At 42.8% G+C, this 20371-nt stretch carries 20 protein-coding genes; 12 read left to right on the forward strand and 8 right to left on the reverse strand.

Annotation, left to right across the window (positions count from 1 at the left end):
* Position 1: 1 nt before the first annotated feature.
* The 3 genes from uxaC to FA047_RS12570 all read right to left on the reverse strand — a co-directional run bounded on the left by uxaC (position 2) and on the right by FA047_RS12570 (position 3279).
* Positions 2-1411, reverse strand: coding sequence for a glucuronate isomerase (gene uxaC, locus FA047_RS12560; RefSeq protein ID WP_136836412.1), 1410 nt, complete (start codon positions 1409-1411; stop codon positions 2-4).
* A 1-nt stretch (position 1412) separates the two neighbouring features.
* Positions 1413-2606: a mannonate dehydratase gene (uxuA, locus tag FA047_RS12565; RefSeq protein ID WP_225872717.1), complete on the reverse strand. Its 1194-nt coding sequence runs from the start codon at positions 2604-2606 to the stop codon at positions 1413-1415.
* Positions 2607-2739: 133 nt separating this feature from the next.
* Complete coding sequence (locus tag FA047_RS12570) at positions 2740-3279, reverse strand: 5' nucleotidase, NT5C type (protein WP_136836413.1); 540 nt, start codon at positions 3277-3279, stop codon at positions 2740-2742.
* A 146-nt stretch (positions 3280-3425) separates the two neighbouring features.
* Between FA047_RS12570 and FA047_RS12575 the strand changes: the two genes are divergently transcribed.
* Positions 3426-4175 (forward strand): DeoR/GlpR family DNA-binding transcription regulator, encoded by a 750-nt coding sequence (locus tag FA047_RS12575; RefSeq protein WP_136836414.1) that lies wholly within the window; start codon positions 3426-3428, stop codon positions 4173-4175.
* Here FA047_RS12575 and FA047_RS12580 read toward each other — a convergent pair.
* Positions 4168-6891 carry a carboxypeptidase-like regulatory domain-containing protein gene (locus FA047_RS12580; RefSeq protein ID WP_136836415.1) on the reverse strand — a complete coding sequence of 908 codons (2724 nt, stop codon included), beginning with the start codon at positions 6889-6891 and terminating at the stop codon, positions 4168-4170. The two genes, FA047_RS12575 and FA047_RS12580, sit on opposite strands and share 8 nt — an antisense overlap.
* 167 nt (positions 6892-7058) lie before the next feature.
* On the opposite strand from FA047_RS12580, the gene FA047_RS12585 reads away from it, so the two are divergent.
* The gene (locus tag FA047_RS12585) at positions 7059-7883 is read left to right on the forward strand and encodes a metallophosphoesterase family protein (protein WP_136836416.1); all 825 of its coding nucleotides are present in this window, start codon (positions 7059-7061) and stop codon (positions 7881-7883) included.
* A 122-nt stretch (positions 7884-8005) separates the two neighbouring features.
* Positions 8006-9544 (forward strand): choice-of-anchor I family protein, encoded by a 1539-nt coding sequence (locus tag FA047_RS12590; RefSeq protein WP_136836417.1) that lies wholly within the window; start codon positions 8006-8008, stop codon positions 9542-9544.
* A 74-nt stretch (positions 9545-9618) separates the two neighbouring features.
* Here the strand turns inward: FA047_RS12590 and FA047_RS12595 are convergent, their stop codons facing one another.
* Positions 9619-9951: a DUF6266 family protein gene (locus tag FA047_RS12595; protein WP_225872735.1), complete on the reverse strand. Its 333-nt coding sequence runs from the start codon at positions 9949-9951 to the stop codon at positions 9619-9621.
* A 101-nt stretch (positions 9952-10052) separates the two neighbouring features.
* Positions 10053-10250, reverse strand: a complete 198-nt coding sequence (locus FA047_RS12600) for a hypothetical protein (protein WP_136836419.1) — start codon at positions 10248-10250, stop codon at positions 10053-10055.
* A 245-nt stretch (positions 10251-10495) separates the two neighbouring features.
* On the opposite strand from FA047_RS12600, the gene sufB reads away from it, so the two are divergent.
* The 8 genes from sufB to FA047_RS12640 are packed head-to-tail and all read left to right on the forward strand — an operon-like array spanning position 10496 to position 16690.
* The gene (gene sufB, locus FA047_RS12605; protein ID WP_136836420.1) at positions 10496-11941 is read left to right on the forward strand and encodes a Fe-S cluster assembly protein SufB; all 1446 of its coding nucleotides are present in this window, start codon (positions 10496-10498) and stop codon (positions 11939-11941) included.
* 15 nt (positions 11942-11956) lie between these two features.
* On the forward strand, positions 11957-12730 hold the full coding sequence (gene sufC, locus FA047_RS12610; protein ID WP_136836421.1) for a Fe-S cluster assembly ATPase SufC: 774 nt from the start codon (positions 11957-11959) through the stop codon (positions 12728-12730).
* Between the two features lie 11 nt (positions 12731-12741).
* The gene (gene sufD, locus FA047_RS12615; protein ID WP_225872718.1) at positions 12742-13929 is read left to right on the forward strand and encodes a Fe-S cluster assembly protein SufD; all 1188 of its coding nucleotides are present in this window, start codon (positions 12742-12744) and stop codon (positions 13927-13929) included.
* 5 nt (positions 13930-13934) lie between these two features.
* Positions 13935-15194, forward strand: a complete 1260-nt coding sequence (locus FA047_RS12620) for a cysteine desulfurase (protein WP_136836423.1) — start codon at positions 13935-13937, stop codon at positions 15192-15194.
* Positions 15194-15640, forward strand: coding sequence for a SufE family protein (locus FA047_RS12625; RefSeq protein WP_136836424.1), 447 nt, complete (start codon positions 15194-15196; stop codon positions 15638-15640). Before FA047_RS12620 ends, FA047_RS12625 begins: the two co-directional genes overlap by 1 nt.
* The gene (locus FA047_RS12630; protein ID WP_205943305.1) at positions 15637-15954 is read left to right on the forward strand and encodes a DUF59 domain-containing protein; all 318 of its coding nucleotides are present in this window, start codon (positions 15637-15639) and stop codon (positions 15952-15954) included. The genes FA047_RS12625 and FA047_RS12630 overlap by 4 nt, the downstream gene beginning before the upstream one ends.
* Positions 15955-15972: 18 nt before the next feature.
* On the forward strand, positions 15973-16443 hold the full coding sequence (locus FA047_RS12635; protein ID WP_136836425.1) for an RrF2 family transcriptional regulator: 471 nt from the start codon (positions 15973-15975) through the stop codon (positions 16441-16443).
* Entirely contained in the window at positions 16430-16690 is a 261-nt protein-coding gene (locus tag FA047_RS12640; RefSeq protein ID WP_136836426.1) for a hypothetical protein, read from the forward strand. The genes FA047_RS12635 and FA047_RS12640 overlap by 14 nt, the downstream gene beginning before the upstream one ends.
* Positions 16691-16827: 137 nt before the next feature.
* Here FA047_RS12640 and FA047_RS12645 read toward each other — a convergent pair whose 3' ends face one another.
* On the reverse strand, positions 16828-17838 hold the full coding sequence (locus tag FA047_RS12645; RefSeq protein ID WP_169304398.1) for a hypothetical protein: 1011 nt from the start codon (positions 17836-17838) through the stop codon (positions 16828-16830).
* Between the two features lie 201 nt (positions 17839-18039).
* The gene (locus tag FA047_RS12650) at positions 18040-18618 is read right to left on the reverse strand and encodes a PhnA domain-containing protein (RefSeq protein ID WP_136836428.1); all 579 of its coding nucleotides are present in this window, start codon (positions 18616-18618) and stop codon (positions 18040-18042) included.
* Positions 18619-18750: 132 nt separating this feature from the next.
* Here FA047_RS12650 and FA047_RS12655 point away from each other — a divergent pair, with 132 nt between their 5' ends.
* Entirely contained in the window at positions 18751-20337 is a 1587-nt protein-coding gene (locus FA047_RS12655) for a beta-galactosidase (protein ID WP_136836429.1), read from the forward strand.
* Positions 20338-20371 lie beyond the last annotated feature (34 nt).

Below are 20371 nucleotides of genomic sequence, written 5' to 3' on the forward strand. Positions count from 1 at the left end.
TTTACTTCAAATTGAAATACGCTTCAGCGTTATAATAACAAATGTCACTGATGATCTTACCCATCCATTCCTCATCATCTGGTAACTGACCGTTTTCCATTTCCGTTCCAAACAGGTTACAAAGTATCCTTCTGAAATACTCATGGCGGGAATAAGACAAGAAGCTGCGTGAATCTGTCAGCATTCCTACAAAATTGCTCACCATACCCAGATTCGACAAGGTGTTCAGCTGCTTCTCAATCCCGTCTTTTTGATCCAAAAACCACCATCCCGAACCAAACTGCATCTTTCCTTTCATTCGTCCGTCCGCAAAATTTCCCGTCATGGCCGCAAAAACCTCATTATCCGCAGGATTAAGGTTATAGATAATGGTTTTCGTTAGTTGATCAGTTAGGCTCAGGTTCCCAAAAAATGCCGACATGCGCTCTGCATGTTTATAGTCACCAATAGAATCATAACCTGCATCAGCTCCTAATTTAGCAAACATACCTAGGTTGTTGTTTCTGATAGCACCCAAGTGAAACTGCTGGACCCAGCCTTTTTCATGATACAATTTAGACAGCTCAGTCAGTATATAACCTGCAAATGCATCTGGATTAGAATACACCGAACCATCGGTTTTCAGGAAACTTTCAAATTCACGCTTCTCAGCGTCAGTTAGCACGTAACTATAAGGCAGCGCTGCAAGTCCATGATCCGAAATACTGCAACCATGTGCAGCGAAAAATTCCACCCTGCTTTTAAGCGCAGCCACCAGACTTTCTATGTCCTTGATCTGAATACCAGATACCTCGGAAAGCGCCTGAACATATTGTTTAAATTGTTGTGTTTTCTCAATCATCAGTGCCTTATCCGGTCTGAATGAAGGTTTTACCTTCGCAGTGAAGCTACTGTCCAGCAATTGCTGATGCCATTTCAAATCATCACAAGGATCGTCAGTCGTACCCACCATTTTAACTTTATAGTGGTTCAGCAATCCTTGTGTAGAAAATTCATCTTGGCTCAACAATTCATTACAGTGTTTGTAAACTGACATTGCAGAATCCTTATTCAGAAAAGAGTTCACCCCAAAAGGATTTTTCAATTCCATGTGGGTCCAGTGAAACAAAGGGTTTCTTATCGTTGAGGGTACCACCTCCGCCCAGGCCATAAACTTTTCTTTGTCAGATGCCGTTCCTGTGATCAGATTTTCATCTACTCCAAGCGTACGCATACCGCGCCACTTATAATGATCGCCTTTCAGCCAGATCTCCGTCAGGTTTACAAATTGCTTATTCTCCGCTATTTCCTGCGGAGGCAAATGATTGTGATAGTCTATGATGGGAAGGTCTTTCGCGTAGCCATTGAAAAGACGCAAAGCCCTTTCATTGTTAAGTAAAAACCGCTCAGATATTACATTTCCTTCTTTCATACTATTTATTCACTAATTCATTTACAATACCAAACTCCAGTCCACGCAACTCTGCCAGCCCTTTCAAACGACCAATAGCAGAATACCCTGGATTTGTTTTTTTACGAAGGTCATCCAGCATCTGGTGACCATGATCAGGACGCATAGGAATACTGATCTCACGTTCCTGTTGAACCTTCAAAATCTCCTTCACCACCCCATACATATCCACATCCCCTTCCAGGTGATTGTCTTCGTAAAAATCACCGTCCTCATTCCTTTTCGTACTCCTCAAGTGGATAAAATGAATCCTGTCGGCAAACAACCTAACCATCTCCACCAAATCATTATCTGCCCTCACTCCAAATGAACCCGTGCAAAAACACAAACCATTGTTTAAAGAAGGAACAGCATTAAAAAGCTTCTGCACCAACTCAGCAGTACTTACTACCCTTGGCAGACCAAAAATTGCATAAGGAGGATCATCCGGATGGATGGCCATTTTTATCCCCGAAGCGTCAGCTACAGGTATAATTTCTGAAAGAAAATGAATCAAGTGAGCCGATAAGCGACTTTCATCAATTCCTTTATACGCATCCAATGCCTCCTGAAACTGCGCAAGTGTGAAACTTTCCTCACTTCCAGGCAGACCTGCAATGATATTTCTTTGCAAAACCAGACGTTCTTCATCAGACATCTGCTCGAAGCGCAACTCACCGTCCTTTAGCTCTTCAGCAGAATAATCCGCAGTGGCGTTGGGTCTGGCGAGCATATGCACATCAAAAGCAACCAGCGCTGCTTTTTCAAACTTCAATGCCTTAGCCCCATTCTCCAGTTCAAAAGCAAGATTAGTTCTCGTCCAGTCCAGCACAGGCATAAAGTTATAAGTGACTACCTGAATGCCACAAGTTGCAAGATTTTGCAACGAAAATTTATAATTTGCAATGTATTGTTCAAATCCAGAAGATTGTGTCTTGATCGATTCATGCACAGGCACGCTTTCCACCACATGCCAGTCTAAGCCAGCCTGTTCAATCAAGTGCTTATGTTTTGTAATCTCCGATACAGTCCAGATTTCCCCGTTGGGAACATGATGAAGCGCACTTACCACACCAGAACAGCCTGCCTGTCTGATATCTGATAAGCTAACAGGGTCATTAGGACCAAACCAGCGCATGGTCTGGGTCATTTTATATATGCTCTTATCTACGTTCATAACTATATTTAGTTCTTCCGGCAGCCATCGCTAATTCAGGCAGACCAGATAGAAAAACTAAATATATATCATGTACATCATATAAGAAGCAGTACTACGGGCATTTATTATCGAAAACGTTTGCGCAATTAATTTACGCAGGTACTTCTTCTGCAGTCAAAAATGCCAATACATCATTCCAGTTGTCTACCCTTTGATGATGATTCTGGTAAACATTATGTGCTGCTGTAAACATAATCGCTTTCCCTCTACAAAAATCCAGGTTTTTGCAATGGTCATCTATCATGTAATCTGTACCGATGATGCTCTTATCCCCACAAAAAACGATGTTTCTCCAGCTGATGAAAGGGAAATGCTCCTGCAACCATTCCTGTTTCTCTGATAAACACTGAGGAAATTCCATCGCCGCCGACACTACATAGACCTCGTAAGTCTCCATCAATTTCTTTACCGCCTCTACCGCTCCGGGCATTACCGGTATTGTCCTGAAAAACCCCGGGGTATACACAAATCTTTTCACTGCCGTTTTATCTGGAAAGCCATCCGGTTCCAATACACCGAGCATATCCTCACGGTTCACTTTTACCCCATAATCTCTTTCATACCAGTCGATGAAATGGGTCTCTATATCTGCAAGTACCCCATCCATGTCTATTGCTATTGTTTTCTTCATTTTAATCTATCTTTTAATCTTGTTTAAAACCCCACAAAATGTAATAACTTTATACATCCGTGAAATAATATGCAACAAAAATACATAAATACTGCAACATATTGCAAATTATATTTTCTATTATTGCATAATATTGCAAATATATTATGATTAAAGAAGAGAGAAAGCAGCAGATCATTGATCACATTGGCAAAGAAGGCAAGGTATTACTGGGCGACCTCAGCAAACTATTGAACGTGTCGGAAGACACCGTAAGACGCGACATTAAAGAACTATCTGATGAGGGATTGCTCAAAGCGGTAAGGGGCGGCGCAATATTACACTCTCCCATCCCCCTGCATTACCGCGAGCGTGAGCACTATGATGTAGGTCATAAAGAAATCATCGCAGAAAAAGCGCTTAAGTTCATCAAGAATGGTCTGGTTATCATTTTTGATGCAGGAACTTCAGCGCTTGCAGTAGCCACCAAACTACCCAAAGAACTTAAAATTACGGTAATCACCAATAGTTTTCCTGTAGCAAATGTCCTTGAGGATCATCCCAACGCAGAAGTGATATTTGTAGGCGGCCGACTGAACAAGTCCTCCTTCTCTACCATGGGATATGAAGCCATACAGACCATAAAAAACGTACGTGCCGACATCTGCTTTCTGGGGATCTGCAGCATAGACCTCAATCTGGGTGTAACGGGGTTAAATTACGAAGACAGTCAGATCAAAAAAACAATGGTAGAGACCTCTAAGCAAATCATTGCCCTCTCTACATTTGAAAAACTAAACACCGCAGAAAACTATTACATCTGTGCCGCCAACGAGATCAATACCATCATTACCGATATTGATCCCGACCGCAGCGATCTCCAGCATTACAAAGATGCCGGCATAGAAATTATTTAACCTGGTACTGATAAACCTGACGGCCCAGCAATCCTGATGCATCAATGCCTTCTACAACCACACGGTAATGACCGGCACCATCACTGTTGTAAAAACTGAGCTTTGCTTTTCCGTTGGCGTCAGTGATGATTGAAGGATTCCAGTAAACCGTAGTGCGCAGATCAGTAACAGGATTAACATCTGCAGCATCGTATTTAGGCACATAAAACTGCTTTGCATTGCTGAATCCACTCGGCTGAAAACTGACTACCGATGGATTGTAAACGCTCCTTGTACCCCTGGTTTTCGTGATGATTATAATGGCAGTTCCCCCGATCCTCGAGATCAAAGCCTGGTTTGTTCGCACCACCTCTATGCGTTCCACAAGATCACTGTTCATTTCCAGAACATCCTGAAACTCGCAGTCGCTGATCAATCTGCCATTTACCACAATGCGCATCCGCTCTCCCCTGCTATAAGGCACATTTACCGGTCCGCAGTCATTGGAATTGTCCATCCTGAAGCTCACATTAGCAATGTTGTTTCTCATACAGTCCAGCAAAGTCGGACAATTTTCAGGTTTATCAAATTTAACCGTCTGGTCGGAATGCCCTTCAGGCACATCCAGCCCATAAGATGGCGCTACCTTCTTTTTAGAACGGATTACCACTTCCCTAAGCTCCTGAACACGACTCAACCTGCCAAACCTTTCCAGCTCCTTGTCCTGCTTCCTGTTATTCTCCAGTACCGAAGCCAGACTTTTACTGATGTTCACGTTCAGGTCACCTATATTAAAACCGGGCGTCAGAGACTGTCCGGCTACCCGGTCTACCAGTACCTCCACCTTCTTTCCATCAGTAGCAGTCCTGCCCTGCAAGGTCAGCGCCACTCCTGTAGTCACCAGCAGATTACTAAACTTAAACCTTCCATTTGCATCAGTAACCGTATCCATCATCAGCCCCAGCTTTACATTAAAGAGCTTTACCTTTCCACCAGCCAAAGGCTTATTGGCCAAAGTCATCAACCTGCCTGTTACTTCAGTGATGAGTCCCTCTTTTTTAAATTCAGGAGTAATCGGCTTATTTGTCAGCAGATCTTTCCAAAGGAACCTTCGGTAACCCTGAGTAAGCATCAACAAATCCAGTCTGGCCTTAGTCTCTTCCGAAGGGTTAAAAAAATAATAATTGGGGTTTTCAATATAACCGTTGATGTCTGAACTCAACAGCAGGTGTGACATGATGGTTTGCTCCTTAACCTCATCTACAGGCACGACATCTTCATTGATGACCGCAGCAGAGTAATTACCTACGATGGGCTTACCTTCGCTATCTGCAGCATCCACATCTATCTCTATTTTCTCACGCTTCGCATAGACTTTTTTAGCCGAGTTCAATTTCAGCTTTGCCTGATCATCGTTCTGTATGAAAGCAATCCTTTCATTGAGTGGCATGTTAGCAGGAGAAAATAGCGTAAATTGCGCTATACCGGTAATGATCTCTTTTGCAGGAATCCGCACTGAAGTAGTGGCCCGGCTGATTGCCAGATCTGAAGCAAACATAACAACTCCGCCCGACTGTACCACTAAACTAAAATGCTGTTCTCCATTTTTATACATGGATGGGTGTGCACTAATCCTGACCAGGATCGTATCCGGATTATTGTAAACCGAAAGCACATAACCGGCGTCCTTTGCTACAGGCAAGGTAATCAGATTTTCCGTCCCGTCCGGATAAGTAACTTTAGCTTTATAACTTTTTCCCGTTTCGGGTGCGAGCAAGAAAAAACCCATCCCAGCATGTTCAGTTTCAAACTCAGAAATCTGTGCGTTTTTTTCATCTAAAATAATTCCCTTTACAGGAACGCCAAGTCCATTTGTCCCTGTGGCCTTAAAGCCAACCTTGGACCTTACCCCATTAACCAGCTCACCTCCCTCCGGAAAAAACTGTACATCAGTATTTATCGATGCTATCTTTACAGGAAAGGTCTTCACAACCGTCTCCTTTTTGTCCAACTCTATCGTGGTATTTACATGGGCATTTCTCAGTTCCTCATTTTTATCATTGCGCATAATAACCCTCAACTCCCCCTTGGCGTCTGTTGTTCCTTTCCCCTCATTCAGCACCTTTCCTTTATTCAAAACCGAATACTTAACTGACTTCCCAACATAAGGTTTTCCGTTCTCATCATCATACCCCAAAACTGCAGTCACAACAGTTTCTTTCCCTTTACCACTATATTCAAAATCTATCCTACTGTTCACAGCCGTCACCACAGAATTACCTACTGTGAAAATCTTATCATAAAAATACTCCGGACCAGCGTTTCTCATCCATTGCGTGTAGGCTCTGATGCGGTAATTACCCTCACGCATACTGCTATCTGGCAACACAAATTCTCCCATCGCCATACCGGCTGTAACAGGCAGCTTAATCGATTGGGCTAATGAATCTGATTCAGTAATCAAATCAACGTATACAGCACCACTCAAAGCTGAAAGCTGGTGAGCGCCCGTAGTTACATAAGCTTTAAACCAAATGGTATCCCCAACTACATAATTGGGCTTATCAGTATGCAGGTAAACTTTCTCAACCGGACTGTTGTCAGTCCACCGCTGTAGTGCAGCAACAATTTTTTCTATCGGATCTTCTCCTTTTGATGTAAAGGCCAGGATACCCATAGCAGATATCAAAGCAAAGGCTATAAGCAGGTTACGACTCAGAGTGCGTTTCAATTTCATGGTCAAATTTGGTTATTAAGGTTCTTCAGACACAGGAATACAAACACTCCCGATTCATAAAAGTATAAAATAACAAGACAAAATTCACTATTGCTTTAATAATATAATATCCTGTTAAAGATTTAATTATCTTGGTATTATAATATTGACCAGCAATCCTAAAGACCATGAGTTCATCAAGAAGGGAATTTATAAAAAAAGCATCATTTGCCTCTGTCCTGTTCATTAGCGGAGGTTTCAAGTTCTTATCTGCCGCAGAAACGGAGCAACTACAGCGTAATGTTAAATTGAGATTTGCAGTAGCTTCCGATAGTCATTACGGTCAAAAGGGCACTGAGTTCGATAAAGCTTTCCAAACCATTACCGATCAGATCAACGCTTTTCATAAAAACTCCCCTCTGGATTTCTGTGTACTCAACGGAGATCTCATTCACAATGAAAAGCATCTGATGCCTATGGTGAAACAAAAAGTAGACCTGCTGGCTATGCCCTACTACGTAACCCGCGGAAACCACGACATGGTGACCCCAGAAGAATGGCAGGGGGTATGGAAAATGCCCATCAACCACGATGTAGTAGTCAAAAAGAACGCAGTATTACTTGGAGATACTTCTAATGAAAAAGGTGAGTATCTGTCGCCCGACCTGAAATGGCTGGATAGCAAGTTGAGTAAGTATAAAAAGCTCGACAATACCTTTATCTTCATTCACATTCCACAGACCAAATGGACACCAAATGCGATAGATACCCCTGCATTCGCAGAATTATTGAAGAAATATCCTAAGGTGAAAGCAGTTTTCCATGGCCATGAGCATGACCAGGACGGGGTGAGAATGCTTAACGATATCCCTTATCTGTTTGACTCACATATTGGCGGCAACTGGGGTACCAAATACAAAGGATTCCGCGTGGTAGAGCTTTTAAAAGACAATTCCATGCTTACTTACATCATGAACCCTACAGAAAAGATAAATGAGCTGCAGACAAAATAAACAGCTTGTTGGCTAAGCAGCCAGGGCTTAACAATATCATAACCTGCGCTAACAATAACATAACGTTTACGTCATCTACGCCTAATTTAGCGCAAATACTTTCGTGACTTACAAAATAAGTTATGAAAAGAATTCTACTATTTAGTTTATTACTGACCAGCTTATACAGCTGTAAAAAAGACACTCCGAAGGAAACCGAACCGGAGTTTTTTGTAAATGAAGATGCCGCAACATTCAGTGAGATCGGATCTTATGATGTTGGAGAAATAGGTGCAGCTGAAATCTCAGCTTTCGATCCGATCACCAACAGATTATTCGTTGTTAAAAATGAAAATGAAGGTATGAACAATCAGGTCAACGTCATTCAAGTAATCGATTTTAAAAATCCTGCAGCCATGGCTATCATAGGATCAATCAGCATGACTCCTTATGGAGGTGCAGTAAACAGTGTTTCTGTACACGATGGCAAATTGGCCGCTGCAATCCAATTGAACAACAAACAAGCTAACGGAAAAGTAGTCGTTTTTAAAACCAGCGACTACAGCAAAATTGCTGAGATCACCGTAGGTGCATTGCCAGACATGGTCACGTTCTCTCCAGATGGAAAGTACATCATGGCTGCCAATGAAGGTGAGCCAAGTGCCGATTACACCAACGACCCTTCAGGAACCGTTTCTATTATAGATGTGAATAATAATTATGCAGTTACCACCATTGATTTTTCATCTATGGCTGGACAGCAAGCTGCTTTGATGCAAAAAGGCTTCCGTATTTTCGGTCCGGGACTAAACTTCGTGAAAGACATAGAGCCAGAATACATCACCATCTCTGCCGATTCTAAAACTGCCTGGGTAACGCTTCAGGAAAACAACGGTATTGCCAAAATAGATATCGCCGGCAAAACCATTACTAACATATTTCCTTTAGGCTTTAAAGATTATAGCCTTGCCGGCAATGAGATTGATCCATCAGACGACGACAAGACATACCTAGCTGCTAAATGGTCTGTAAAGGGCATCTATATGCCAGACGCAATTGCTGTTCTTGAATCTAACGGCACGCCATACCTTTTCACAGCCAATGAAGGTGATGCAAGAGAATATGATGCTTTTGTAGAAATGAAGCGAGTGAAAGACAAAACCATCACGCTCGATCCTGCTGTATTCCCTAACGCTACGGACCTGAAAAAGGACGGTCAACTGGGCCGCTTAAACATCACTACAACGTTAGGCGATGCCAATGGCGATGGTATATTTGATGCGTTATATTCTCTTGGTTCACGTTCATTCAGTGTATGGAACGGCAACACGGGGGCACAGGTGTACGATAGCAAAAACGAACTTGATATAAAAGTCAACGAAGCCGGCGTTTATGACGATGGCAGAAGCGATGATAAAAGCGTAGAACCAGAAGGTATTACTATTGGTACAGTAGGGCACAAAAAAGTAGCTTTTGTAGGTATGGAACGTGTAGATGCCGTAGCGGTCTATGACGTAACTTCGCCAACTGCCCCGGTGTTTCTTCAACTGTTCAAATGTGGTGATGCTCCTGAAGGTGTACTTTTCATTCCTGCAAAAAACAGTCCTACCAAGAAGAGTCTACTTGTTGTCAGCAGCGAAAACGATGGAATGATTAAAGTGTATACACCTAAGAGTATATAAGCTGCATTTTCTTAGAAATAAAACTAAAAACTACCCAAAGTCCGGCCCCCAGCGCCGGACTTTTTTCATAAAACTCATCTGAAAATCACCAAATACCTGCTATCTCCTACCAACTTCCCATCGGCTGAAGAAAAACTCATGTAACAGTGCAAGTCATCTCCCAGGAAACCTGCAGGAATTGCAATCACACAGCCCAGTTCGCCCCAGCTCGTCTCAAACACAGAACCCGTTGCTTTGCCCTTATCAGCGTTATAAACCAGCACCGTAGCCAGATCCGTATTCCTGCAATACATCGACTCCTGTTGTGCAGCCCAACTGAGCTCCAGGTCATTGCCATTCACTTGCATTACTACTGAAGAAGGTGGTGATACATGTCCGCGGCTATACACCAGAGCAGGATAATTCAGTTTATATAATTCTCCTACCTTAACAAAGGCGCTGGGATAATTCTAGCTAAAAGCAGCATTTACAGGGCTATTGTTCTTCGTATATTTCTTAAAACCCAGTTTTACCAGACTTTAATCTCTGCTAAAAACCGGTTGAGCAACGTGAACCTATCCTGAACCTCCAACTGTCCGGAGGTGCTGGGCTTGTTACTTTTATAATGCAAACCGGTAATGATATTCATTCCCCTACCCCTTCTACCTATAATTGGGCCCGTTTTCTTGTAAAAACCTCCAAAAGGTTCCGATTTCTGTATACCCATGCTGAAATAAATTCAGCATGACGACCGATTTAGCATAATGAGTGATTTAGCATAACGACCGAGTCAGTATGACGACCGGTTCAGCATAACGATTAAAACAAGCTGTCATTTGTAATAACGACCGCTTTAAAAGAACATTCAAAACACCACAATCTTGACATTTGTCTGTTTATACTTTTTTGTATAAACAAACTCAACAAGTTATCTTTGTAATAGATTCTAAATCTTTCAAAAATCAACACATCATGAAAGAAAACCAAGATACACTGGACCTGACCACACCTTCCGAATACAAGTACGGTTTTGTCACAGATATAGATACAGATGCTATTCCTAAAGGATTAAGTGAGGACGTGATCCGCTTGATTTCCAGCAAAAAAAACGAACCGGAATGGATGCTGGAGTGGAGGCTGAAAGCTTACCAATACTGGCTGAAACTGGAAGAACCTGAATGGGCCAACCTCCATTATCCAAAAATCAATTACCAGGACATCATATACTACGCTGCTCCAAAGCCTAAAAAACAGTTGAACAGCCTGGATGAAGTAGATCCTGAATTGCTAAGCACGTTTGAAAAACTGGGCATATCGCTCTCCGAGCAAAAGCGCCTCACCGGCGTGGCTGTAGATGTGGTGATGGACAGCGTTTCAGTCGCCACCTCCTTCAAAGAACAGTTGTCGGAAATCGGCGTGATCTTTTGTTCCATTAGCGAAGCGATACAACTGCACCCTGAACTGGTGAAAAAATACATGGGATCGGTAGTGCCCATGACCGACAATTACTTTTCTGCGTTAAATTCCGCGGTGTTTACCGACGGATCGTTTTGTTATATCCCTAAAGGGGTAAGATGCCCGATGGAATTGTCGACTTACTTCCGCATCAACACAGAAAACACAGGTCAATTTGAGCGTACACTGATTATAGCTGAGGATGAGAGTTATGTGAGTTACCTGGAGGGTTGTACCGCACCTATGCGCGATGAGAACCAGTTGCACGCTGCCGTAGTGGAACTGGTGGCGATGGAAAAGTCAGAGATTAAATACTCTACGGTACAGAACTGGTACCCAGGCGATAAAGAGGGAAAAGGCGGCATTTATAATTTCGTGACCAAGCGTGGGATTTGTAAGGGCAACCATTCAAAAATCTCCTGGACACAGGTGGAAACAGGCTCAGCGATTACCTGGAAGTATCCGAGTGTGATCCTTAAAGGTGATCATTCGATTGGAGAATTTTACTCTGTGGCTTTCACCAATAATTATCAGCAGGCAGATACGGGCACGAAAATGATTCACCTGGGGAAAAATACCAGGAGCAGGATTGTAGCTAAAGGGATATCGGCCGGACATAGTCAGAATAGCTACCGTGGACTGGTAAGGGCCAGTAAGCAGGCTGTTAATGCGCGTAATTATTCGCAATGCGATTCGTTATTGCTGGGCGATAAATGCGGGGCGCATACATTTCCCTATATAGAGGTGAAAAACAAAACTGCCATCATAGAGCATGAAGCTACCACCTCCAAAATCGGTGAGGACCAGTTATTTTATTGTCGCCAGCGCGGTATAGATCCAGAAGCGGCAGTGGCGCTGATTGTGAATGGATTCGCAAAAGAAGTAATGAACCAATTGCCTATGGAATTTGCCATAGAAGCACAGAAACTACTGGCCATCAGTATGGAAGGTAGTGTAGGATAAATAATTTATAAGCACATGTTATCAATAAAAAATATACACGCAAGAGTAGAAGACAAAGAAATCCTTAGGGGCATCAACCTGGAGATAAAAGCCGGTGAAGTACATGCCATTATGGGGCCAAATGGATCAGGCAAAAGTACGCTTTCGTCTGTACTGGCAGGCCGTGAAGAATACGAAGTAACCGAAGGATCGGTAGCGTTTTTGGGCAAGGATTTACTCGACCTGGCGCCGGAAGACCGCGCACGTGAGGGTTTGTTTCTGGCCTTCCAATATCCGGTGGAAATACCCGGAGTAAGCACCACCAATTTCGTTAAGGCTGCAGTAAATGAAAAGCGTAAATACAACGGAGAGGAACCATTGGATGCGGTTTCGTTCCTGAAACTGATGAAAGAAAAGATGGCGATGGTAGAGATAGACCAATCTCTGCTCAGCCGCTCGATCAATGAAGGGTTTTCTGGTGGCGAAAAGAAGCGCAATGAGGTGTTTCAGATGGCCATGCTGGAACCTAAATTGGCGATACTGGATGAGACAGATTCTGGACTTGACATTGATGCGCTGCGCATCGTGGCAAACGGAATCAATGAGCTGAGACGGCCAGACCGGGCGTTTTTAGTCATCACCCACTATCAGCGTTTGCTGGATTATATACAGCCTGATTTTGTGCACGTATTGTACAAAGGCAGGATCGTAAAATCGGGCACCAAGGAGCTTGCACTGGAACTGGAAGAAAAAGGGTACGACTTCATCACCGAACAAATAGATCTGGCTGCATTAAGTGGTTTACAATAAGCACGATGAGTATGGATTTGACGAATTTTAAGGAAGAGTGGAAGTATACCAACATCAGTAGCGTGCTGGAAAAAGCTTATGTGACGGCGCCGTCTGAGGTTAGTGCTGAGGATTTGAATGCTTTCCGCATGCCGGGACATCATAAGGCAAATGAACTGGTGTTTGTAAACGGGAGGTATGCTCCCGCCCTCTCTCAGGTGCTTTCTTCGGAAAATGAATTGGTGATCCTGCCTTTAAAAGAGGCAATGAATGGTTTTTTTCGTGATTTAGTAAGCAGTCACCTAAACAAGAGCGCTGATTATATAAAAGATGGGGTACATGCGCTGAATGGCGAGTATATGCAGGAGGGCATGTTTATTTATGTGCCTAAAGGCCTGAAGCCGCAGCATCCGATCTATATGTATCATGTACTGGATGGCAGACAAGCTCCGGTAATGGCTCAGCCACGCAACCTGATCTATGCAGATGAGCGCAGTCGTTTACAGTTGACCGAAACTTATGCGACTTTGGGTACTTCTGACAGCTTCTGCAATGAGGTGCTGGAGATCATAGTGGCGCAAGACGCGTATGTAGAGTACTATAAATTGCAGAATGATGTGGCGCATGCGAGTCAGGTGAATACGACACACATCAGCCAGATTGGTCGCAGTTATGTGCACACTGTAGTGATCAGTCTGGGTGGCGGGATTGTCCGTAACAATATGAACCTAGTATTGGACGCGGCAAATAATGAAGCGCATATGTATGGTTTGTACTTGCTGAAGGGAAAAACGCATGTAGACAATCATACTTTAATAGATAATAAACAGCCTGGGTGTTTCAGTAATCAACTGTACAAGGGCATTGCAGACGACTCTTCGACTGGCGTATTTAATGGCAGGATCATGGTTCAGCCTGATGCTCAGAAAACCAATGCGTATCAGTCTAACAAAAACATATTGTTGTCAGATAATGCGACCATCAATGCAAAACCTCAACTGGAGATTTTTGCAGATGATGTGAAGTGTTCGCATGGTTGTACCGTTGGTCAGCTTGATGAAGAAGCATTGTTTTATTTGCGTGCAAGGGGCATTCCGCGGGAAAAAGCAGAAGTATTGCTGTTACAGGCATATGCTGCAGATATAGTGGCACAGATTAAACCGATGACCGTTCGTGCTTATGTGGAGCGGTTGATTTTGGAACATTTATCAGTAGGGTAATTATTATGGAAGGAGCAGATTCGTTATCGTTGAATACATCGCGGACATTGAGCGACTGGTTGGCGCTCAGGCAGCAGTTCCCGATACTGTCAAGGGAAGTGAAGGGTAAGCCCTTGGTTTATTTCGACAATGCGGCTACTTCTCAGAAACCGCAGGTGGTCATAGATGCGCTTAGTCATTATTATTCTTATTATAACGCTAACATCCACAGGGGGATACATACGCTGGCTGAGGAAGCGACTATGGCTTACGAGGCCACGCGTGATGCGGTTCGTGATTTTGTGGGTGCTGCTGAGCGTGAGGAGATTATCTTCACTCGCGGCACTACTGAAGCGATCAACCTGGTGGCTTATACGTGGGGCAGAAAACATATTTCTGAAGGAGATGAAATCCTGATTTCTGGTATGGAGCACCATTCCAATATCGTGCCCTGGCAGATTTTATGTGCGGAAAAGGGTGCCTTGCTGAAGGTGGTTCCTGTGGAGGATGACGGCTCGCTGTCGATGTCTGCCTTTCATGAGTTGCTTTCTGAGCGTACTAAATTAGTTTCTATAGTACAGGTATCCAATGCATTGGGCACAGTAAATCCCGTGAAAGAGATTATCGATGCCGCTCATCGTGCTGGTGCTAAGGTATTGGTTGATGGCGCGCAATCTGCGGTGCATCTGGATATTGATGTTCAAGATATGGATTGTGATTTCTTCGCTTTTTCGGGACATAAGGTATATGGCCCTACAGGTGTGGGAGCTTTGTACGGAAAGCGGGAATTGCTGGAAAGTATGCCGGTGTTTCAGGGTGGAGGAGAGATGATCAAAGAGGTGAGTTTTGAGGGTACTACTTATGCTGATCTTCCTTATAAATATGAGGCAGGCACGCCGAATATTGCGGATACGATTGCTTTGAAGGCGGCGTTGGATTTTATTAGCGGCATTGGCAAGGCGCAGATCAGAGCGCATGAGGATGAGCTGCTGGCTTATGCTACTGCTGAATTGAAGGCGATTCCTGGACTGAAGATCATCGGCGAAGCTGCTCAAAAGGTGAGTCTGGTGTCTTTTGTGGTTGAAGGGATTCATCCGCAGGATATAGGTGTATTGCTGGATAATATGGGGATTGCGGTACGTACTGGACATCATTGTACGCAACCGCTGATGAAGCGTTTTGGGATTCCAGGAACGGTAAGAGCCTCTTTTGCGTTATATAATGAGAAAACGGAGATTGACGTGCTGATTGCAGCGCTTCATAAGACTATAAAAATGTTAACCTAATGAATAGTAAGCCGATACTGGAAATAGAGAAAGAGATTATCGAAGACTTTGCGCTGTTTGACAGCTGGGAAGATAAGTACGAATACATTATAGACCTTGGTAAAAAACTGGCTCCGTTGGAAGAGCAGTATAAAATAGATGAGAACAAGATCAAGGGTTGCCAGTCTACAGTATGGCTGAGGGCTGACTACATTGACGGACTTATCGTTTTTAAAGCAGACAGCGATGCCGTGATCGTAAAAGGCCTGATCAGCATGCTGATCAAAGTGCTTTCCGGACATACTCCGGAAGAGATACTGGCTGCAAAAATGGATTTCATAGGAGAGATTGGAATGATGACTCACCTTGCACAAACACGCTCTAATGGCTTGCTGGCGATGATCAAACAGATGAAAAATTATGCACTGGCCTATCAGGCTATAGGCGCAAGAAAGGATACTGTATGATGGACAAAGAAGTATTGAGACAGCGGGTAATAGACACCCTGCAAACCATTTACGATCCGGAGATTCCGGTGAGCATTTATGAACTTGGATTGATTTATGAAGTCAACATCTTCCCTCCCCTGAATAATGTGGAGATTATCATGACGCTGACTGCGCCGAATTGTCCGGCAGCACAATCGCTACCATCAGAAGTGGAGAGCAAATTGAAAGCATTGGGTGGTGTAAATGAGGTATCGGTAGAAATAGTTTGGGAGCCAAGCTGGAACAGGGATATGATGAGCGAAGCTGCCAGGCTTGAACTTGGCATGATGTAACGGTTTAAAAACAAAGAGATGAAGATTACCGCACAGGAAGAATATGGATTGAGGATACTACTGCGCATTGCCAGATTTGGCAATGAAGGAGGTGTCAGCATTCCAATGATCAGTGAGACAGAAGGTTTATCTGCTGCGTATGCCGGAAAATTAACCCGTACTTTAAGGATGGCCGGTTATATCAACAGTACGCCAGGTTACAAGGGAGGTTATGTATTGTCTAAACCGGCTTCGGAGATCAATATCAATGAGGTGATGAAGGCACTCGGCGGCTCCCTGTACTCCACAACGTATTGTGGTGATTTTACAGGATCAACTAAATTATGTACCAATAGCATAGATTGCTCTGTGCGCTCTTTATGGCAAATGGTCCAGTTCTCTGTGGATCAGCTATTGGACAAGATCAGTCTGCAGGATTTAATCGGTAATGAAAAAGAATCTAACCTCAATATCCAAAATACCTTAGCTTTGCTATATGGCAAACGATAATCCTTACATTTTATTCAATGCGCAAATCCACAAAGACTGGAAGGATAACGGCGTAAAATATATTAAACTGGTAGAACTGGAATCAGATCTGGACATCAAGTTTTTTGAACTGGTACCCGATTCCGAAATCCCTGATGCAGGAGAAACCATTTATCCTATTGATTCTGAAGACATACTTGAACTCTTAGAGCCCATGAAACATGCGAGGTTCCTTGTTCACGAAATATATCTGGAAGAAGAGGATTAGAAAACAGTTTATTTATCCTCGCTTATATTATATTTTTTTCTGATAAAATAAGACCAATCTTTGGCATTATCATTATATGATTTCTTTAGCAGTTTGTCTGCCTTCTCCTGATCTCCCTTGAAGTAATAGATCTCAGCTTAAAGTGCTTCTATCTGCCCTTTATACTCCTGATCATCAACCGCATTGAGGTAATCTAATGCCAGATCGTAATACTGGTTCATCTTGGCACTCGCAGAAGCAAGTATGTAAGCATTAACATAGTTGGTACTGGTTTTTGTAGCCTGTGCAGCATATTGCATGGCTTCCATAAATCCCCCCTTTCTATAGTGTTCTAATGCAATTTTAAAATTTTTGAGTGAACTGTTATAATCTTTATCAGCTTCAGCGAAAAGTTGGTACCCAATATTGTAAGTATAAACTTTGGTAATCAGGGGTAATTCGTTAGGGGCTGACATTGAAAAATATTTTAATGAAATGCTATCTTTTTGCGTGATCGGAGCTCCTGATAAGAAAATGCGTTCTCCCAATATTAATTTCTTGGTTAAGTTTGAGAATATAATCTCATTAGACGGCTGCGTTCCCGATGGCGCATAAAAGATCTGGGGTGCTCCATTTGATTCAGAACTACGTCGCTGAGCTTCTTGTTGATCTGCCTCAGTCCGCCTGCGGTTTTCTATACTGCTGTTAACACTACTTATCTTACTAGACAATGAACTATTACTGCTACTGCTAGACAATGAATTACTATTAGACAATGAACTTCTTGATGCAGAGGCACTGCCGGCTTCTCTTACCCCAACTATCGCTATTACCCGGCTGGACAAAGTTTCATTAGCTCTAACCGAGGAACTTTGTCCGTTAGAAGTCGCAGAAGGTATGTACATAGGTGTAGCCTTTGGTCCGCTGGATATCCGGGCGGCCAATTCCTTTTTTTCTAAAGGAATAAAATCATAACAATTTAAAGGAATGAAAATATTGCCGTCGCTAATGGTAACGGAAAAGTTGATATTTTCTTTATAAAGCACCGGACTTTTTGGTGATCTAAGGGTAAATCCTTTCATCTGTCCATCCAATCCAAATAAAATTCCTGCATTGTCTGTCCATCCCACTATCCCACCAGTTTTGTCCACAACAGCTGTTCCTCTCACAACCATTTGTGGTTTTCAGTTCAAATCGTAAATGATGCTATCTTGCCAATAACCGTCATTTTCAAATACGGCATTGTAAAGAGCAAAAATTTCAGTCTGGCCAAAAGCCACATTAGAAAAAAGAAAAAGAAGAAGGATTAAGAGATTGCGTTTCATTATAGTAATTTGAGATTCTCAAATATAGGTAATAGGATTGAAAAGTTATGCCCCCTGTTTTCTTACGAATTTAGTTAAGATCACAATAGTTTGTCCTTCAATTTTTCCTTCTATCTGATCTGTATTGTTATGTACCAGACGGATATTCTTTACTACAGTTCCCATTTTGGCATTCAGTTGAGATCCTTTTACATCCAGTGATTTGATCAGGACTACTGTATCTCCTGCTTGTAACGGCGCTCCGTTACAATCTTTATGGATATCTTCAACGGCATCATTGTCCTCATCTGCGCCAGCCTGTGCCCATGCAAGTGTCTCCTCATCAAGGTACATGGCATCTAAACTATCAACAGCCCAGCTTTCACCTTTCAGCCTGTTCAGCAAACGCCAGGTTACAACCTGTACACCGGGAATTGCACTCCAGATACTGGTTCGTAAAAAGCCCAAATGTTTCAGGTCAGCTTCCTCAGTCTTTTCAATCTGAGCAATGCATTTATCGCAGATCACGATGGTATTATCTTCCGGATGAGAAGTTTGAGGTTGTACTTCATATATTTTCAGCGCTGCTGCCGATTGACATAACTCACACTTATTTCCGCTTCTTTCAAGTAGTAGTTGTTCCAATGCTGTGTTCTTTTAATGATTGAGGGTGTAAAGGTACTTATTTAAAAGAATTTGTTTACGATAGAAAAAGAGTGAACTACAATGGGAAATTGAAAATATTTATTTATTTTGTAGCCGTGAGCCACACTTTTTATGAAATATACAACCTTACCCCTACTATTCTTGTTGGTTTTTTGTGCCTGCAAAAAACCAACTGAAAACCAAACACCTCCAACTGAAGAAAATCGGGAAGGAACCATCCCTCCTTCTAAAACCCGCTTTTCTCAATATTTGGAAATCAATGCTTTTGAATGGAATTTTGCACAATTTGCCGTGCCCGAGCGTATAGATGAGGCAAAGTTCTCCGTGATCAAATCATTTTCCGGAGTGCGCCATTACCTGGATTGGGGACGGATTGAGCAGACCGAAGGCAAATATACTTTCAATCCAGCCCATACAGGTGGCTGGGGGCTTGATGTCATCTACCAGAGATTGAAAGATGAGGGCATGGATGTTTTACTGGATCTGAAGACCTGCCCTGACTGGCTGGTTGACACCTACCCTGAAAATCAGCGTGATGCAGAGAACGTCCCTGCTCCCTACGGTCTCGACAGAGCTAATCCTGCTTCTTATATAGCACAGGCCAAAGCTGCTTTCCAATTGGCAGCGAGGTACGGTTCAAATAAGAATGTGGACCCAAAGCTGGTCAGCGTCATTACCGCGATTAGGTGGACCGGTGATACGCCTAACGCGATAAAAATAGGCTTGGGACTAATCAAGTACATCGAGTGCGACAATGAAAGAGATAAGTGGTGGAAAGGCCCTAAAGCAGAGCAATCTGCTGAAGAATATGCTGCAAATATGTCGGCCTTTTATGATGGCAACAAAGGTAAACTGGGTAAAAATGTTGGTGTAAAATCAGCTGACCCGAATATGATGGTCGTAATGGGCGGGTTATCCAGACCTGATCCTAATTTTGTGATCAAGATGATTGCCTGGTGTAAAAAGAACAGGGGAACCAAAGCTGATGGATCGGTAGACCTGTGTTTTGATATCATCAATTATCACTTCTATTCAAATAATGCAAGTACAAATGAGGGCAACGGCTTTATCGGTGTTGCACCTGAACTTTCAGATATCGGGGATGTTGCAGATAAATTCCTGAAGATGTCTAAAGAACATGCGAATAACATGCCTGTTTGGATGACGGAGACTGGTTACGACATAAACCCTAATACACCACAGCGCGCCATTCCTATCGGTTCAAAGAATGTACAGGTTACACAGGCCGACTGGAATCTCCGGACCTCATTTTTATATGCAAGGAAAGGCATCAAAAAATGCATCTTTTATATGCTTGATGATGTGGATGTCAACAGTTCAATTCAATATTCTTCTTCCGGATTTGTAAATGCTGATTTCTCAAAAAGACCGGCAGCTGATTATGTAGGTCAGACCAAAAAACTGCTTGGAAATTATTATTATGACACTACCATAAGTACCGATCCGTTTGTTGACCTCTATAAATTGGACAAAAAGGAAATTTATGCACTTATGGTGCCTGACCAGACCGGAAGAACAACAACCTATGAACTGAATTTAGGTACGGCAAAACAAGCGGTTATTCATTCACTGCAAATTGGGAAAGACGAAATGAGTTCTAAAACGGTCAATACTGTAAATGGCAAACTGAAAATCGAGGTTACTGAAACTCCTGTATTTGTAGAAAAGGTTTTGTAATTTATACAATTGCTATCTTTGCTACATTAACAGC

Source organism: Pedobacter frigoris (assembly GCF_005116445.1).
In the GTDB taxonomy this organism is placed as follows: Bacteria; Bacteroidota; Bacteroidia; order Sphingobacteriales; family Sphingobacteriaceae; genus Pedobacter; species Pedobacter frigoris.

Excerpts from the sequence above, each read along its gene's own strand:
- uxaC (WP_136836412.1), bottom strand. The coding sequence starts at position 1,411 with ATGAAAGAAGGAAATGTAATATCTGAGCGGTTTTTACTTAACAATGAA.
- uxuA (WP_225872717.1), bottom strand. The coding sequence starts at position 2,606 with ATGAACGTAGATAAGAGCATATATAAAATGACCCAGACCATGCGCTGG.
- FA047_RS12570 (WP_136836413.1), bottom strand. The coding sequence starts at position 3,279 with ATGAAGAAAACAATAGCAATAGACATGGATGGGGTACTTGCAGATATA.
- FA047_RS12575 (WP_136836414.1), top strand. The coding sequence starts at position 3,426 with ATGATTAAAGAAGAGAGAAAGCAGCAGATCATTGATCACATTGGCAAA.
- FA047_RS12580 (WP_136836415.1), bottom strand. The coding sequence starts at position 6,891 with ATGAAATTGAAACGCACTCTGAGTCGTAACCTGCTTATAGCCTTTGCT.
- FA047_RS12585 (WP_136836416.1), top strand. The coding sequence starts at position 7,059 with ATGAGTTCATCAAGAAGGGAATTTATAAAAAAAGCATCATTTGCCTCT.
- FA047_RS12590 (WP_136836417.1), top strand. The coding sequence starts at position 8,006 with ATGAAAAGAATTCTACTATTTAGTTTATTACTGACCAGCTTATACAGC.
- FA047_RS12600 (WP_136836419.1), bottom strand. The coding sequence starts at position 10,250 with ATGGGTATACAGAAATCGGAACCTTTTGGAGGTTTTTACAAGAAAACG.
- sufB (WP_136836420.1), top strand. The coding sequence starts at position 10,496 with ATGAAAGAAAACCAAGATACACTGGACCTGACCACACCTTCCGAATAC.
- sufC (WP_136836421.1), top strand. The coding sequence starts at position 11,957 with ATGTTATCAATAAAAAATATACACGCAAGAGTAGAAGACAAAGAAATC.
- sufD (WP_225872718.1), top strand. The coding sequence starts at position 12,742 with ATGGATTTGACGAATTTTAAGGAAGAGTGGAAGTATACCAACATCAGT.
- FA047_RS12620 (WP_136836423.1), top strand. The coding sequence starts at position 13,935 with ATGGAAGGAGCAGATTCGTTATCGTTGAATACATCGCGGACATTGAGC.
- FA047_RS12625 (WP_136836424.1), top strand. The coding sequence starts at position 15,194 with ATGAATAGTAAGCCGATACTGGAAATAGAGAAAGAGATTATCGAAGAC.
- FA047_RS12630 (WP_205943305.1), top strand. The coding sequence starts at position 15,637 with ATGATGGACAAAGAAGTATTGAGACAGCGGGTAATAGACACCCTGCAA.
- FA047_RS12635 (WP_136836425.1), top strand. The coding sequence starts at position 15,973 with ATGAAGATTACCGCACAGGAAGAATATGGATTGAGGATACTACTGCGC.
- FA047_RS12640 (WP_136836426.1), top strand. The coding sequence starts at position 16,430 with ATGGCAAACGATAATCCTTACATTTTATTCAATGCGCAAATCCACAAA.
- FA047_RS12655 (WP_136836429.1), top strand. The coding sequence starts at position 18,751 with ATGAAATATACAACCTTACCCCTACTATTCTTGTTGGTTTTTTGTGCC.